This is a genomic window from Myxococcus virescens (assembly GCF_900101905.1).
Lineage (GTDB): Bacteria > Myxococcota > Myxococcia > Myxococcales > Myxococcaceae > Myxococcus > Myxococcus virescens.
Genome location: NZ_FNAJ01000011.1, coordinates 135744 through 151725 on the forward strand (window position 1 = coordinate 135744; position 15982 = coordinate 151725).

Here is a 15982-nt window from a genome sequence, read left to right on the forward strand (position 1 = left end):
GGCCCGCCAGGGAAACCTGGCGGGCTTCTTTGTTTTCCGCCGAGCCGACTACGCCTTGCCGGCGAAGATGGCCATCACGTCCTTGAGGAGCTTGATGGACTCGCCGTGCGGACGCTGGAAGGCGTTGCGGCCCATGATGGAGCCGAAGCCGCCGCCGGCGTTGATCTGCTTGATCTCCTCCAGCAGGGCGTCGGTGCCCTTGGCCTCGCCGCCGGAGAAGATGACGATGCGCTTGCCGTTGAAGGCGGAGCGGACGACCTCGCGGACGCGGTCCGCCAGCGTCTTGGTGGGGATGCCGGCCTTCTCGAAGGCCTTCTTCGCCTCGGCCTGCTCGATGTGGTCCTGCGGCGGCTTCACCTTGATGACGTGGGCGCCGAGCTGGGCGCTGATCTGCGCCGCGTACGCCACCACGTCGATGCCCGTCTCACCCTCCTTGGACAGGTTGCCGCGGGGGTAGGCCCAGAGAACGGTGGGCAGGCCGTAGGACTTGGCCTCGGCGATGATGTCGCGGAGGTCCTCGTACTGCTCGTTGCGCGCGCCGGAGCCCGGGTAGATGGTGTAGCCGACGGCGGTGCAGCCCAGGCGGACGGCGTCCTTCACGGAGCTCGTCACCGCGGACATGGGGTTGGCCACCTTGGCCAGGGTGTCGGAGTTGTTGACCTTGAGGATGAGGGGAATCTCACCCGCGTACCTGCCGGCCACCGCCTCCAGGAAGCCCAGCGGCGCTGCGTAGGCGTTGCAGCCCGACTCGATGGCCAGGTTGATGTGGTAGTCCGGGTCATAGCCGGCGGGGTTCGGACCGAAGGAGCGGGCTGGGCCGTGCTCGAAGCCCTGATCCACCGGGAGGATGACGAGCTTGCCCGTGCCGGCCAGCGTGCCGGTGTTCAGCAGCCGGGCCAGGTTGGTCAGCGTGCCGGGGTTGTCAGACGGGTACCACGACAGGATCTGCTTGACGCGATCGGTATGGGGCATGTGTGGGGATCCTCTGTCTCGGGAACAGGCGCAATCTGCTGCATGCGCCACGTCCTACCAACTCCTTTTCGCGCACGAGTGTCATGGGTTCCACGACAGTGCACATCCCCCGTGCCTTCCGGCGCGGCCGTCCACAAGCTCGGGCCGGTGCCGTGGGACGAACAACACCGGTGACGGCCCGCTGCCGAACGGACATGCTGCGCCGCCGTGAGGTTCTCGGCTCTGGGGAGCTACACAAGGCGGGTTGATGCGCAGACACCTGGATCATGGCGTGACAGTGGCGCTGATGCTCGCGGCGGGCGTTGCCGGAGCGCAGCTCACCCCCGGCTCGGTCGGGTCGGGGAGCAGCCCTTCAACCGGCACCGGAAGCACGCCGGCCCCCTCCACGCCCGGCGCTACGCCAGCGCCAGAGGCGCCGGACGTGGGGACGCCGGGCTCCGATGCGCCGACGACGGTGCCTGGCACTGGGGCGCAGGGAGGGACGCGGCCCACGCCGCGCGTGGGGACCGGGGGGCGGGAGCTGCCGCCGAGTCCACCGGGCATTGCGCCCGGCTCGATTGAGGAGACGCCGGGTTCCTCCCAGCGGGGGCAGGCCATTTCGCCCGCGCCAGCCCTGGAACCCTCCAATGAGGCGGAGCAGGTGAAGGAGGGCGTGACGGGTGCGCCGGACTCGGAGGAGAAACCCGCGCGGCGGGCGCCGCTGACGCTGGCGCAGCTGGTGGCGCGGGCTCGCGAAGCGGACTCCCGGGTGGAGGAGGCGACGGCGGAGCTGCGCAAGTTCCAGGCGCTCTACCAACAGGCGCGGTGGGCCTGGTTCCCCAAGATCGAAATCACCGTGGGCGCGGGGGGCCCCACGCCCGAGGCCCGCAACGACGGCCTGGGTGGACCGCCCACCACGGAGGCCACCTACAAGGGAGACCTGAACTTCGGCCGCGTCGGCGTGACGATGTTCTCCACCGGCAACGCGGTGCTGCCGCTCTACACCTTCGGCAAGCTGACGGCGCTGGAGAAGGCGGGTGCGCAGGGGCCCGTGCTGGGGGCCGCGCTTCGCGAGCGCACGCGCAACGAGGTCGGCTTCCAGGCCGCTCAGGCGTACTTCGGCTACCAGCTGGCGCGGAACGGGCTTCAGCAGATTGAAGAGGTCTCGAAGCGGTTGGAGGACGCTGGCCAGCGCATCGAGCGGCTGCTCAAGGAGGACTCGGCCCAGGTGTCCGCGGTGGACTCGTACAAGGTCCGCTTCTTCCGGCAGATTGTCGAAGCGCGCAGGGCGGAGGCCCTGCAGGGGCGCCAGTTCGCGCTCGCCGCCATCGGCCTGCTGGCGAACGTGGGGCCCGAAGACGCCGTGACGGTGGTGGAAGAAGACCTGGAGCTCGAAGAGGACGTGCCGGTGCCCAGCCTGGAGCAGGCGCTGGTGCGCGCGGAGCAGTCCCGTCCGGAATTGACGGCCGTCGCCGCCGGCATCGCCGCTCGCGAGCAGGAGGTCTTCATCCGCGAGCGCAGCTACTACCCGGACCTGGGGCTGGCCGGCTTCTATGATGTGCGCTTCACCACCAGCGCCACGCGGCAGCGCACGCCCTTCGCGTTTGATCCGTACAACGACCGCACCGGGGGCGTGGGCCTGGTGATGCGGGGGACGTTCGACATTCCCATCAAGGATGCCCAGCTCGAGCAGGCCCGCGCGGAGCTGGACAAGCTGCGCGCGCAGGAGAAGCAGATTCGCGCGGGCATCCGCCTGGAGGTCTCCAAGGTGCACGGCGAGCTGGTGGCCGCCTGGAGTCGCGCCCGGGCCTTTGGCGAGGCGGAGCGGAGCGCCCGCCGGTGGGTGACGGCCGCCTTCACCGCGTTCGACCTGGGGACCGGTGACACACGTGACCTGGTGGACGCTTTCACGGCCTATGCCCAGGCTTCAGGTGACAAAGGCAAGAGCTGGCACGACGTTCGGGTAGGTATGGCCGCCCTCGCGCGGGTAACCGGGGCGCCGCTGGCTCCGGGTGAATAACCATGCGCTCACCACAGTCTTCCCTGTCGTCCTTTCATCACTCGGAGCCCATTGAATGATTGCGTCCCTGCTTGCCGCCACCCTGCTTGCCGCCGCGCCCGGCCCACTGACGGTCGTCCAATCCGGGAATGCGGACGTGCAGAAGGCCGCCAACGCGCCCGGTGCCACCGCGCAGTCGCTGGCCGCCGTCGTGGAGAAGTTCGTCGACTTCGAGGAGCTGGCGAAGCGTGCGCTGGGTGACAAGACCTGGGCCGGCCTCCAGCCCGCCCAGCGCAAGGAGTTCACCGAGACGATGACGGGCCTGCTGCGCGCGTCCTATGCCCAGAAGGCCCTGGGGCAGGCGCAAGCCCAGGTGAAGTACGGCGAGGAGGGCATCGACGGGAACGAGGCCTCGGTGGGCACCACGGTGACGGTGAAGAAGGACGCCATCCCCGTCGAGTACCGCCTGTACCGCACGTCGGCGACCGGGGCGTGGCGCATCTACGACGTCATCACCGACGAAGTGTCCCTGGTGGACACGTACAAGGGGCAGTTCCGCAAGCTGCTCGCCGACAAGGGCTTCGACGGCCTGCTGTCCACGCTGAAGAGCAAGCGGACGCAGTTGGAGAAGGAGAACGCGGCGTCGGCGCAGAAGAGCGCGGAGCAGACCGCGGTCCCCTGACGCCCAGCGCGGTCCGCTTCACGTGTCCAGGCCGAGGTGCCCTCCAGGGTGCCTCGGCCTTCGTCTTTTCAGCGCCCGCCCGCCTCGCGGTATGCGGCCAGGGTGCCGGCCAGGCCCTGGGCCAGGGGGATGGTGGGCAGGAAGCCCAGCTCCCGACTCGCGCGCTCGGTGGAGCATGTCCACGCGGGGCACCGCATCTCCCGCACCTTGTCCCGGTTGAGGATGGGCACCGTGCCGCGCAGGCGGGCCACGGCTTCCGAGCCCAGCCCCACCACGTAGCTGACCGTCTGCGGCACGGGCAGCACGGCGGGCCGGCCCTTGCCGAGCGCCCCGGCCATGGCCGTGCAGACGTCCTCCCAGGAGTGCTCCACGCCGTCGGACACGGCGTACACGCCGCGCGCCGGGTCTTCCTTCGACACCGTGGGGCCGCGATCCGCGGCCGCGAGCAGGGCGGTGCAGAGGTCATCCACGTGGATGAGTGAGTAGCGCTTGGGCCCGAAGCCGCTCTTCAGCGCCAGCCCCAGCTTCGCCATGGGCAGCAGCGACGGGAGGAACTCCACGTCACCGGGCCCGTAGACGATGGGCGGCCGGACGATGACGGACGGAACCCGGTCCGCGAACGCCCGTACCGCCTCCTCGCCGCCCAGCTTGCTGCGGCCGTAGATGGACACGGGCGCGGGCGGGTCCTCCTCGCGGCGCGGGCGCTCCGGCGTGGACGGGCCGGCGGCGGCCAGCGACGAGCAGTACACCAGCCGGGGAGGGTGGGGCAGGGCGGCCATGGCCTCCACCAGGCGGCGGGTCCCCTTCGCGTTGCCCTCGATGTAGCCCTCGGGCTCGCGGGACTTGGTGACACCCGCCAGGTGCAGCACGCAGTCCACGTCGCGCACGGCTTCGGCCAGTCCCGCGCCCGTTGTCAGGTCCGCCACCACGAAGCGGGCGCCCAGCCCCTCCAGGGGCCCACGGCGCGAACTGGCGCGCACCATGAGGGTCAGCGTGTCGCCACGCTCCACGATGCGGCGCGCGAGCCGCTGGCCAATGAACCCGGTGCCGCCAGTGAGCAGGAATCGCAAGGAAGACTCCTCGGGGTCGGGCTGTGGTCAGAGCGCGCGCGTGTAGACGCGGTACGTCTTGGAGCGCTGGGCGCCCATGGACTCGATGGCGCGGTTGACCAGGTGGTTGTCCTCGAGCGTCCAGGAGATCTCCCCGCCCACGTAGCCCAGCCGCTTCGCCGTGCGCAGGGTGTCCAGGTACAGGATGGCGTCCAGGCCGCGGCGCCGGTAGCCCTCCTTGATGCCGAGGATGATGAGGCGCAGCCGGTTGATGCGGCGCGAGGCCAGCGCCAGCTTCACCAGGCCGATGGGCAGGCCGAACGTGGTGAGCCGCCCGTTGGCCGCGCGGATGGCCTGGTTGGCATCCGGCACCGTCAGGGAGAAGGCCACCGGCTCGCCCTGGACCTCCGCCATGAGCGCGAGCTCCGGCCGGACGACCGTCTTGAGCTCCTTGGCCAGGTGGTCGAACTCCGCGTCGGTGAAGGGCACGAAGCCCCAGTTCTTCTCCCACGCCGAGTTGTAGATGTCGCGGATGCGCTTCACCTCGGCGTCCAGGTCCTTCATGTTGACCGGACGCACGACGACGCCGTCGCGCACGCGAATCTTCTCCGCGATGCGCACCACCTTCTCCGGCGGCTGCGCGGACGATGACAGCTCGTAGGCGTACAGGTCCTTGGCCTTCGTCAGGCCGCAGGCCTCCAGCAGCGCCGCGTAGTAGGGCGGGTTGTGCGGCATCATCACCGCGGGCGGCGTATCGAAGCCGTCGATGAGCAGGCCCCAGTCCTGGTTGGAGGACAGGTTGGCCGGCCCCAGCATGGCGTCCATGCCCCGCAGGCGCAGCCAGGTCGCGGCGGACTCCAGCAGGGTCCGGGCGACGCCCGCGTCATTCACGCACTCGAAGAGACCGAAGAAGCCCTCCTTCGTGCCGTGAATCTCCATGTGCCGCGGATTGCGGATGGCGGCGATGCGGCCCACGACGTCCGGACCGCGCCGGGCGAGGAACAGCTCCAGCTCGCCGTACTCGAAGAAGGGGTTCTTCTTCGGGTCCAGGAAGTCCCGGCGCTCCATCTCCAGCGGAGGAACCCAGTGCGGGTCGCTCTTGTAGAGGGCGTAGGGGAGGCGGATGAACTGCATCCGCTCCGCCTCGCCGCGGACAGGGGTCACCTGCACGTCCGAGGGCATGGACGAAGATGCGTGGGTCGGCTCGGCGTGGAGGGCCATGGGCGGTTCAGTTCCGGTCGGAGTGGGCGCCGTTGCGCATGAAGAAGTGAGCGCCCTTCTCCAGCAACAAGCCCGGCAGCTCGCCGCGCTTCTCCCACAGCTTCATCGGCGCGTTGCCCAGCTTCCGCAGGTCCTCCGGCTGGAGGTTGGCCGCGCGCCACGTGAGCTGCTCCACCGCGTCGAACAGGCGTCCGGCCACCTCGCGCGACGACATGCGCGACAGCTGGTCCAGGGTGATGCCGCCCTTGTCCGCCAGCAAGCCGTTCGAGCCCGCAGCCCACTTCTCGCTCGCGCGGTTGGACAGGATGCGGGTGCCCGGGCGGGCAATCTGCACCGGCTCGTAGACGGAGGGGCGCGTCTCCGGAATCACGCCCAGCTTCCGGCCAATGGTCTCGAAGGTGTCGAGCACGCGGTCCAGCTGCGCGTCCGTGTGCGTGGCCATGTACGAGGTGCGGATGAGCGCGTGGCCCGGCTCCACCGCCGGCGGAATCACCGGGTTGGCGAAGACGCCGGCCTCATGCAGCGCGCGCCAGAACCGGAAGCACTTCACCTGGTCGCCGATGTGCACCGGCACCACCGGCGTCACCGACACCCCCGTGTCGAAGCCCATGGCGCGGAAGCCGTTGTGCATCTTCTCCGCGATGTCCAGCAGGCGGGCGCGGCGCTCCGGCTCCGCTTCGATGATCTCCAGCGCCTTGAGCGCCGCGGCGATGGAGGCCGGCGTCATGGACGCGGAGAAGATGACCGAGCGCGCCTTGTGGCGGATGTAGTTGATGACCTCGAAGGGACCGGCCAGCACGCCGCCCAGCGACGCGAAGCTCTTGGAGAAGGTCCCCATGACGAGGTCCGTCTCCTGCTCCAGGTCGAAGTACTCGGAGGTGCCCCGGCCCAGTGTGCCCAGCACGCCCATGGCGTGCGCGTCATCCGTCATCACCCGCGCGTTGTAGTGCTTCGCCAGCTCCACGATGCGGGGCAGGTTGCAGATGTCGCCCTCCATGGAGAAGACGCCGTCGGTGACGATGATCTTGCCCGCGTCCGGATCCGCCTGGGACAGCAGCTGCTCCAGGTGGTCCATGTCGTTGTGGCGGAACTTGCGCTCGGTGGCGAAGGACAGGCGGATGCCGTCCACCAGCGACGCGTGGTTCTGCCGGTCGCTGAAGACGATGTCGTGCCGGCCCAGGATGGACGCCAGCGCCAGGTTCGTCTGGAAGCCCGTGGAGATGACGATGGCGGACTCGCGGTTGAGGAACTTCGCCAACCGCGCTTCCAGCTCCTCATGCAGCGCCAGTGTGCCGTTGAGCAGTCGCGAGCCGGAGCTGGTGGTACCGAACTTCTCCGTCGCCTTGATGGCCGCTTCCTTCACGCGCGGATCGGCGGACAGGCCCAGGTAGTTGTTGGACCCGACCATGATGACGCGCTTGCCTTCGATCTCCACCTCGGTGGCGCCGTGCGACGCTTCGATGGCACGGAAGTACGGATAGAGACCCGTAGCCTTCGCGATACGGTAGTCCTTCCAGTTACGGCACTTGTCGAAGACGTCGCTCATGGGTGATCGGTCTTTCTCTCAGGCTGCGTCGGGAGGCATGGACCGGCCCGGGAGCCTGGGGCTCTCCAGTCGCGACTCCCCCGATTGAAGGAACGTTCCGCTTCGGGGATTTGTGCGTCCGGCGGCCTCCCACGGGGGACGCGGGGCCGTGAATAAAGAGGGAGCGCGGCAGTGTCAAGGCAAGCGCCGCGCCATCCTTCCCGCTGTCGCCACCCGTATCCGTGCTCGCCTTGACAGCACTGAGACTTTGATGGCACCCCGCCGTCTGACACACGGTGTTCTCCAGTCGATACTGGAGTGCAAGGTGTGCATCGGGCTGCACACCTGCCGTGGGCGTGACGCGCCTGGAAGCCCTCCGCTTCACCCGCTGTTCAAGGACGCCGCTGACTGGCCGGGAATTTGCTCGGTCGCCGGTCCCCGAGGAGTCGACGTTGGCCAGGTCACACCGGTGGTTCGAAGGCTTCATCCAGGCCGCGGTTTCGCGCCCCTGGCAGGTGTTGCTGGTGTTTTCACTGCTCGCGCTGGGCGGTATGGCGCTGGCGTCGCGCTTGGAATTCCGCGGGTCGTTCGTGGAGTTGCTCCCTCAGGGATCCCAAGAAGTGCGGGATCTGACACGCGTGTCAGAGAAGGCAGGCGGGGACGGCTACCTGGTCCTCGTGGCAAAGGGAGACACTCCGGAGCGCCTGGAGGCATACGCGGCCGAATTGCAGACGCAATTGGAAGCGATGCCCGAGGTCCGCTACGTCGAGCACCGCTATGACGTGGACTTCTTCCGTCGAAATGCGCTGCTGTTATTGCCCATCGAGAAGCTCGCCGCGCTGCGCCAGGACCTGACGGCGCGTGTGCGTTACGAGCGGCAACGCGCCAACCCGTTCTTCTTCGATTTGGGGGGCACGCCGGAGCCGCCGGACTTCGAGGCCATCGCGAAGAAGTACGCGCCGGACGCGCCCATGCGCGCGACGTTGGCCAGCGCGGACGGCACTGAAGTCTATTTGATGATCAAGCCGTCCGGGACGGCCGGGGATTTGGGGTTCGCGCGGCGCTTCGTGGACCAGGCCATGGGCACCGGACGCACGCTCGCGGCGCAGCGCTATCCGGGCGTGACGTTGCAGGCCACGGGCAACTTCCAGGGGCGCATCGAAGAGGACGCGGTGATGCGCGGCGACCTGTCGCGCGCCGGCACGCTGTCCGCGCTCATCGCGGTGGGGCTCATCCTGCTCGCCACGCGGCGTGTCGCGGCGCTGGCCGTGGTCGGCATCCCCGTCATGGTGGGCGTGGTGTTGACGTTCGCGGCGGCGCAGCTCGCCATTGGCCACCTCAACATCGTGACGGGGTTCCTCGTCGCCATCTTGATTGGCCTGGGGATCGAGTACGGCGTCCACCTGTGCATGCGGTACTGGGAGGAGCGGCGCGCGCGTCCGGCCCGCGAGGCCATTGTCACGGCGGTGCGCGGCACCTTCAGCGGCGCGGTGACGTCCGCGGTGACGAACGCGGCGGCGTTCTTCGTGCTGCTGCTGGCCCAGTTCCAGGCCTTCAACCAGTTCGGCCTGCTGGCGGGCCTGGGCGTGCTGCTGGCCGTGCTGGCGACGTATGCGATGGTGCCCTCGCTGCTGGCCATCGCGGAGCGGCTGCGTCCGGCCCGCGTGGACGTGGCGGCTGAAGCGACCGCGTCCCACGTGTCCCAGCCGGAGCGGGCGTGGCGGCGCTGGCCCACGGGCGCCATCGCCGCGCTGGCGCTGTCGGTGGTGGGCTTCGCCGCGTTCTCCGTCTCCGTGGCGCCCCAACTGGGCTTTGAGACGGACATGCGCAAGCTCAAGGGGGAGTCTCCGGCATCGCGCCTGGATGACCGCGTCACCGAACAGCTGGGCCAGCCCCTCAACCCGGCCATCTTCCTGGTGGATGACGTGGCGCAGGCGGCGCAGGTGGAGGCCGTCATCGCGGAGGTGAAGCAGCGCAACGGCGCGGACTCCGCCATCCTCGACTCCGCGTCCCTCAACGACTTGTTGCCTACCGATGTCGAGCGCCGGGAGGTGGAGCTGGCGGCCCTGCGCGAGGCCTTCCAGGGCCTGGAGGATCTGCCCGCGGAGCTTCGCGAGGACGCGCGGCTCCAGGAGTTCCAGCGGATGCTGGAGGCGAAGCCCTACGGCCTGGAGGCGTTGCCGGTGGAGGTGCGCCGGCGCTTCGAGGCCACGGACGGGAAGGGCACCTTCCTGCTCCTGTTCCCCTCCGTCTCCAACTCCGACACCGAGGAGCTGCGGCGCTGGGCCACGCAGATCGACCAGGTGGTGGAGGGCGTGAAGGCGCGCGGCATCGACCTGGCCGTGCTGGACAGCAACCGCATCGCCGCGCGCATCTTCGCGCTGGTGAGCGCGGACGGGCCGCTCATCCTGTGGTCCGCCGCCGCGGTGGTGTTCGTCGTCATCCTGGTGAGCCTGCGCAGCTTCAAGCGCGCGTTGCTCGTCACCGGGCCGCTGTTCCTGGGCATGACGTGCCTGGCGGGTGGCATGTACCTCTTCGACGTCCAGCTCAACTTCATCAACGCGGTGGTCCTGCCGAACCTGCTGGCCATCGCCGTGGACAACTCGGTGCATCTCTTCCACCGGTACGAGGAAGAGGGGCCCGGCTCGCTCGGCAAGGTGGTGCGCCACACAGGGCTGGCGGCCGTGGTGGCCACGCTGTCCAACGCGGCCGGGTATGGCGCGCTACTGGTCGCCAACCACCAGGGCCTGCGGAGTATCGGTCAGATTGCGCTGCTGGGGGTCATGTGCACCTTCTTGGGGACCACGGTCTTCTTCCCCGCGCTGCTCGCCTTGTTGGAGCGGTGGAAGGGGCGCGAGAATGTGGTGGCGGGGAAGGGAGCGGTCGTTCAGAGCCTCGAACTCGGCGATTCTGGTGCGCAAGCCGCGCCGCCGGGGGAGCGTAAGTCGGCGTGAGTTCCTGGGTTTCCCAAAGCGTTCGCGGTGAGACGGTGCGCGTCCAGCTCACCACCGTGGACCTCATCATCGTCGTGTCCTGCGCGTTGGCTTCGCTGCTCCTGCTGGGGCCGGGCCGGTGGGCGCCAGATGCGCTGCGCTGCGCGGGATTGTTCGCGGTGGTGGGCCTGGGGCCGCTCGTCTTCCGGACGCTGGCCGCGTCGTTCCCGGGGCACCGGTGGATTCATGTCCTCGCGGACTGGTGGCTGCTGCCCACCGCGGTGATGACGCACGGCTGGCTGGCTCCCGTGGTGGACACGGTGAACCCCTTCCTCAAGGACGCGCAGTTGGTGGCGGCCGACCAGCGGCTCTTCGGCATGCAGGCGGCGGTGGTGCTGTCGCGCGTCGTCCCGGCCTGGCTCAACGACATCCTGATGGTCTGTTACTACGGCCACTTCGTCTGGGCGCTGGTGATGGGACTGGTGCTCTACCGGCGCCCGGGCGGCGCGGAGTACGACGAGTACCTCACCGCGTTGGGGCTCCTCTTCTTCCTCAACTACGCGGCGTATGCGCTGGTGCCCGCGGTGGGGCCTCGCTACTTCCTGGTCGATGCGTTCGATGGGCCACTGCGGGGCACGCTGACGCCGTTGCTGGATTCACTCATGCGCAAGCCGCTGTTCGCGCGGGATTGCTTCCCGTCAGGACACACCGGCGCCACGCTGTTGGTGCTGTACTACGCTTGGCGGTTCTCCCGCCGCGTCTTCTGGGTGATGTTGCTGCCGGGCCTGGGGCTCATCGCGGCCACGCTGGTGGGCCGTTTCCACTACGCCACGGACCTGCTCTGCGCGGTGCCCATGGTCATGCTGGTGACGGGGCTGGCGCTGGGCGTTTCCCGGGCGGCCCGACAGCGTGAAGTGGCGAAGGACGCGCGTTCCGTGCCGGTGGACGCTATCGTCAGGCCCTGAGCGCCCGGACGTTGGCGGCGCGAGGAGCCGACGCCCATGTCCAGGCCCGTAGCCGCGCAGCGAGTCACCCGGTTCGCCACCACCGTCTTCTCCGAGTTCAGCGCCCTGGCCGCCCGCCACGGCGCGGTGAACCTGGGGCAGGGGTTCCCTGACTTCGACGGCCCGGCCGCCATCAAGGAAGCGGCGCAGCGCGCCATCCGCGACGGGGGCAACCAGTACGCCATGGGCGCGGGCGCTCGGGAGTTGCGCGTGGCCATCGCCGAGCACTCGGCGCGCTTCTACGGCCAGACAGTGGACCCGGACACCATGGTGACGGTGACGAGCGGCGCCACCGAGGCCATCCTCGACACGCTGCTGGGGCTGGTGGACCCGGGCGACGAGGTGGTGGCCTTCGAGCCCTTCTACGACTCCTACGACGCCAACATCACCTTCGTGGGGGCCACCGCGCGCTTCGTGCCGCTGCGCCCGCCGGACGCGGACCACGCGCAGTGGTGGTTCGACCGGGACGAGGTCCGCGCCGCCTTCAACCCGCGCACCCGGTTGCTCATCCTCAACACGCCCCACAACCCGACGGGGAAGGTGTTCACCCGCGACGAGCTGACGTTCCTGGCCGAACTGTGCGCCGAGTTCGACGTGAAGGTCCTCTCCGACGAGGTGTACGAGCACCTCGTCTTCGCGCCCGCCCGCCACCTGCGTCCGGCCACGCTGCCCGGGCTGGCCGAGCGCACCGTGACGGTGAGCAGCGGCGGGAAGACATTCAGCCTCACCGGCTGGAAGGTGGGCTGGGTCATCGCGCCGCCGCCGCTGCGGGACGCGGTGCAGCGGGCCCACCAGTTCGTAACCTTCGCAACCGCCGCGCCGCTACAGGCCGCGATGGCGGAGGCGCTGCGGTTGCCGGACGTGTACTTCACGGAGCTGACGGCGTCCTATGCGGCGAAGCGGGAGCGGCTGCTCACCGGGCTGCGCGAGGCCGGGCTGACGGCGTTCGCCCCGGAGGGCAGCTACTTCATCCTCGCGGACATCAGGCGCCAGGGCTTCGCCGATGACGTGGCCTTCTGCCGCCACCTGGTGTCCGAGGTGGGTGTGGCGGCCATTCCGCCCAGCGTCTTCTATGGCCCGGCGCACCGGCACCTGGGGCAGGGACTGGCCCGCTTCGCCTTCTGCAAGACGGAGGCGGTGCTGGACGAAGCCGTGCGCCGCCTGCGCGCGGGCCTGTCGTCGCGATGAGCTTCTTCGGAGAGCTCTACCTTCGCAGCACGCTGCCGTTCCTGTCGGAGGCCGTCACCACGCGTGAGGTGGACTACCTGGCCCGAGCCTTCGCGGACGTGGCGGGGCCGGCGCCCGTGGTGGACCTGGGGTGCGGCCACGGCCGCCACGCGGCGCGGCTGAACGCGGTGGGGCCTCTGGCGGGGCGCGTCATCGGGCTGGAGTTGGACGCACTGTCGTTGGCCATGCGGCGCCCGGGCTTCCCGGCGATCCAAGGGGACCTGCGGGCCCTGCCATTTCGCGAGGCGTCCCTGGCGGGGGCCTACGCGTGGTACTCGACGCTGGCTGCCTTCACGGATGGCGAGCACATGCACATCCTCCGCGAGGTCGCGCGCGTGCTGCGGCCAGGAGGACGGTGGGTGTTCCAGACGGTGCCGTTCGAGCGACTGGCCGCGTCCCCCCGGGCGGCCTTCCGCGAGACGCTGCCGGATGGAAGCGTCCTGGAGGAGGAGAGCTGCTTCGACGCCTCGACGGGGCGGGACGAGGGACGTCGGACGCTGACCTCCCCGGAGGGGCGATGCCTGCGCGCATCCTATTCCCTTCGTTACTATCCCCTTGCGGATTGGGTGCGGCTGTTGGAAAGCACGGGATTTTCCGTCGTCTGGGTGCACGGTGGCCTGGCGGGTGGGCCGCTGGACGCGCAGTCAACCGACCTGATCGTGGGAGCGGAGCGGCGCCATGGCTGAGATGCAGGAACACTCCAGGGCGAGGTTGGGCTGGCTGGGCCAGTTGCCCAAGCAGGTCGACGTCTACGAAGTCGGTCCCCGGGACGGCTTGCAGAACGAGCTGCGCACGCTGCCCACGCGGGACAAGGCGCGCCTCATCAACGCCCTGGTGGCCGCGGGGGAGAAGCGCATCGAGGTGACGTCGTTCGTGTCACCCAAGTGGATTCCCCAGCTCGCGGACGCCGAGGAGCTGCTGCGGCTGGTGGGCCGTCGCGACGGCGTCGTGTTCTCCGCGCTGGTGCCCAACCTCAAGGGCCTGGAGCGCGCGAAGGATGCGGGCCTGGAGGAGGCCGCCGTCTTCATCTCCGCCTCCGAGGCGCACTCGAAGAAGAACATCAACAAGAGCATCGCCGAGGCCGTGGTGGGCGCGCGCGAGGTGACGTCCTCCGCGCTCCAGGCGGGCATGCGCGTGCGCGGCTACCTGTCCACCGTGTGGGGCTGCCCCTACGAGGGCGACGTTCCGGTGGAGCGCGTGGTGGACATCTGCCGGCAGCTCGTGGACGCGGGCATCTACCAGCTCAGCCTGGGCGACACGATTGGCATCGGCACGCCGCGCCAGACGGAGGTCCTGCTGGAGGCGCTGCTGAAGCACATCCCCGTGGAGAAGCTGGCGCTGCACCTGCACGACACGCGCGGCACCGCGCTGGCGAACGCGCTGGTGGGCCTGTCCGCGGGCGTGACGACCTTCGACGCCAGCATTGGCGGCCTGGGCGGGTGCCCCTACGCCCCGGGGGCGGCGGGGAACCTGGCCACCGAGGACGCCGTCTTCATGCTCCACGGCATGGGCGTGGACACCGGCATCAACCTGGACCGGCTGGTGGAGGCCGGGGAGATTGCCCAGGAGCTGATCGGCCGGAAGCTGGCGGGCAAGTATCTCCAGGCCGCGCTGGGCGAGCGTGAGAAGAAGGCCGCCCGCCGGGCTCAGACGTGAGCGGGTCCTCCTCAGTGTGGAGGTCAGGAAGTACCCGGCAGTCCTAAAATCCGGGCATCATTGAAAAATTCTGTTCGGACTTACGTTTCGAGGTGGTGAGCGGGTAGGGTCAGGGTCGCTTTGACCCCATCTGCTGCCTCAACGGGAAGTGCCGGATGAACGTCTCGCTCGATGCCGACGTCCTCGCGAGACGTTCGCAATCTCTGTTCGACGCCCACCAGGTGGCGCTGAGCCGCCGCACGGACCGGATGTTCGCCGTGCTGATGGGGCTCCAGTGGGTTGGCGGGCTGGTGGTGGCCCTGGCGCTGTCCCCCCGCACGTGGAGTGGGACGTCCAGTCAGGTCCATCCGCACGTCTGGGCGGCGGCCGGGCTGGGGGGCCTCCTGGCGAGCCTGCCGGTGGCCATGGCGTGGGCGTTGCCGGGCCGGGAGGCCACGCGGTTCGTCATCGCCACGGCGCAGGCGTTGGTGTCCGGGCTGCTCATCCACCTGACGGACGGGCGCATCGAGACGCACTTCCACATCTTCGGGTCCCTGGCGCTGCTGGCCATGTACCGGGATGCGCGGGTGCTGTTCCTCTACTCGGCGCTGGTGGCGGCGGACCACCTGCTTCGCGGCCAGTACTGGCCCCTGTCCATCTTCGGCGTGGAGTCCGCCAGTGCCTGGCGCGCATGGGAGCACATCGGCTGGGTGGTGTTCGAGAACGTGTTCCTCCTGATTGGCGGGCGAGGCGCGGTGAAGGATGCCCGGGCGCTGGCGGCGCGACAGGCCTGGTTGGAGTTGTCTCAAGGAGAGGTTCGCACGCGCGTGGTGGAACCGCTGGTGGACTCGGCGCGGGCGCTGACGGAGGCGACCCATTCGCTCGTGTCGAGCACGGATGACCAGCGCGCGATGCTGTCGCGCCAGTCCGCGGCGCTCTCGGATACGCAGGTGGCGACGAACGAGATGCAGCGGGCGTCTTCCACGGCCTCTCGTCAGGCGGATGCCATCCTCGCCTCCACGCTCCAGGCGGGGGACGTGGGGGCTGACGCCGAGGCCATGCTGGGCCAGAGCATGGAGGGCCTGGAGGCCATCCGCGCACAGGTGATGGAGATGGCCGGGCTCCTGCGTGGATTGGACGGCCAGGCGCGGCAGCTCTCGAGCGTCACCCTGGCGGTGAAGGACCTGGCGGACCAGTCCCACATGGTGGCGGTGAACGCGGCCATCGAGGCGGCGCGCGCGGGGGCGCACGGCAAGGGCTTCGCGGTGGTGGCCACGGAGATGCGGCGGCTCGCGCAGCAGTCCGTCCGGGCGGCGGGGCAGGTGAGCGGCATCCTGGACGCCGTGCACCAGTCGCTCCAGCACGTCGTGGAGCTCTCCCTGAAGGGGGCGGATCGGATGGCGCGGGACCTCGAGGTGGTGCGCGCGTCGGGAGAGCGCCTGCGGGGCCTGTCCACCATGCTGCGCACCAGCACGGAGGGCGTGCAGCAGATTTCAGTGGCGGTGGCGAGCCAGGCCGCGGGCGTGGCGCGGATCTCCAGCGCGGTGGATGAGCTGTCCGCGATGATGAAGCAGACGCTGGGGCGTGTCGAACAGACGACCACCGCCGCCCAGACGCTTCGCGTGGTGACGGGCCGTGTCCACGGTGTCATCGACACCTATCAAGGCGCCAGGACGGATGAGGCGCCGCCAGCGAACGAGGCGGGCCGGGTGATTGCGCTCAGACGGGACGCGTAAGCGGGCGCCCGCCGCGTGTG

General features: G+C 69.5%; 12 protein-coding genes. 8 read left to right on the forward strand and 4 right to left on the reverse strand.

Annotated features, from left to right (window positions below):
* Positions 1-48: 48 nt before the first annotated feature.
* Positions 49-972, reverse strand: coding sequence for a class I fructose-bisphosphate aldolase (locus tag BLU09_RS27225; RefSeq protein ID WP_090492573.1), 924 nt, complete (start codon positions 970-972; stop codon positions 49-51).
* Positions 973-1219: 247 nt separating this feature from the next.
* On the opposite strand from BLU09_RS27225, the gene BLU09_RS27230 reads away from it, so the two are divergent.
* Positions 1220-2971 carry a TolC family protein gene (locus tag BLU09_RS27230; RefSeq protein ID WP_186817821.1) on the forward strand — a complete coding sequence of 584 codons (1752 nt, stop codon included), beginning with the start codon at positions 1220-1222 and terminating at the stop codon, positions 2969-2971.
* 55 nt (positions 2972-3026) lie between these two features.
* Positions 3027-3632 (forward strand): MlaC/ttg2D family ABC transporter substrate-binding protein, encoded by a 606-nt coding sequence (locus BLU09_RS27235; protein WP_090492577.1) that lies wholly within the window; start codon positions 3027-3029, stop codon positions 3630-3632.
* Positions 3633-3700: 68 nt separating this feature from the next.
* Here the strand turns inward: BLU09_RS27235 and BLU09_RS27240 are convergent, their stop codons facing one another.
* The 3 genes from BLU09_RS27240 to BLU09_RS27250 are packed head-to-tail and all read right to left on the reverse strand — an operon-like array spanning position 3701 to position 7448.
* Positions 3701-4702 (reverse strand): NAD-dependent epimerase/dehydratase family protein, encoded by a 1002-nt coding sequence (locus BLU09_RS27240; protein ID WP_090492580.1) that lies wholly within the window; start codon positions 4700-4702, stop codon positions 3701-3703.
* Between the two features lie 27 nt (positions 4703-4729).
* Positions 4730-5902, reverse strand: coding sequence for an N-acetyltransferase (locus tag BLU09_RS27245; RefSeq protein ID WP_090492582.1), 1173 nt, complete (start codon positions 5900-5902; stop codon positions 4730-4732).
* A 7-nt stretch (positions 5903-5909) separates the two neighbouring features.
* Positions 5910-7448, reverse strand: coding sequence for an aminotransferase class I/II-fold pyridoxal phosphate-dependent enzyme (locus tag BLU09_RS27250; RefSeq protein ID WP_090492584.1), 1539 nt, complete (start codon positions 7446-7448; stop codon positions 5910-5912).
* 275 nt (positions 7449-7723) lie between these two features.
* On the opposite strand from BLU09_RS27250, the gene BLU09_RS27255 reads away from it, so the two are divergent.
* The 6 genes from BLU09_RS27255 to BLU09_RS27280 all read left to right on the forward strand — a co-directional run bounded on the left by BLU09_RS27255 (position 7724) and on the right by BLU09_RS27280 (position 15962).
* On the forward strand, positions 7724-10381 hold the full coding sequence (locus BLU09_RS27255; protein WP_090492586.1) for an efflux RND transporter permease subunit: 2658 nt from the start codon (positions 7724-7726) through the stop codon (positions 10379-10381).
* Positions 10382-10416: 35 nt separating this feature from the next.
* Positions 10417-11325: a phosphatase PAP2 family protein gene (locus BLU09_RS27260; protein WP_090492588.1), complete on the forward strand. Its 909-nt coding sequence runs from the start codon at positions 10417-10419 to the stop codon at positions 11323-11325.
* Positions 11326-11361: 36 nt separating this feature from the next.
* Positions 11362-12552, forward strand: coding sequence for an aminotransferase class I/II-fold pyridoxal phosphate-dependent enzyme (locus BLU09_RS27265; RefSeq protein WP_090492590.1), 1191 nt, complete (start codon positions 11362-11364; stop codon positions 12550-12552).
* Positions 12549-13277 carry a class I SAM-dependent methyltransferase gene (locus BLU09_RS27270; RefSeq protein WP_090492592.1) on the forward strand — a complete coding sequence of 243 codons (729 nt, stop codon included), beginning with the start codon at positions 12549-12551 and terminating at the stop codon, positions 13275-13277. Before BLU09_RS27265 ends, BLU09_RS27270 begins: the two co-directional genes overlap by 4 nt.
* Positions 13270-14247, forward strand: a complete 978-nt coding sequence (locus tag BLU09_RS27275; protein ID WP_090492594.1) for a hydroxymethylglutaryl-CoA lyase — start codon at positions 13270-13272, stop codon at positions 14245-14247. The genes BLU09_RS27270 and BLU09_RS27275 overlap by 8 nt, the downstream gene beginning before the upstream one ends.
* A 155-nt stretch (positions 14248-14402) precedes the next feature.
* The gene (locus BLU09_RS27280; RefSeq protein ID WP_090492596.1) at positions 14403-15962 is read left to right on the forward strand and encodes a methyl-accepting chemotaxis protein; all 1560 of its coding nucleotides are present in this window, start codon (positions 14403-14405) and stop codon (positions 15960-15962) included.
* The last annotated feature ends 20 nt before the right edge of the window (positions 15963-15982 follow it).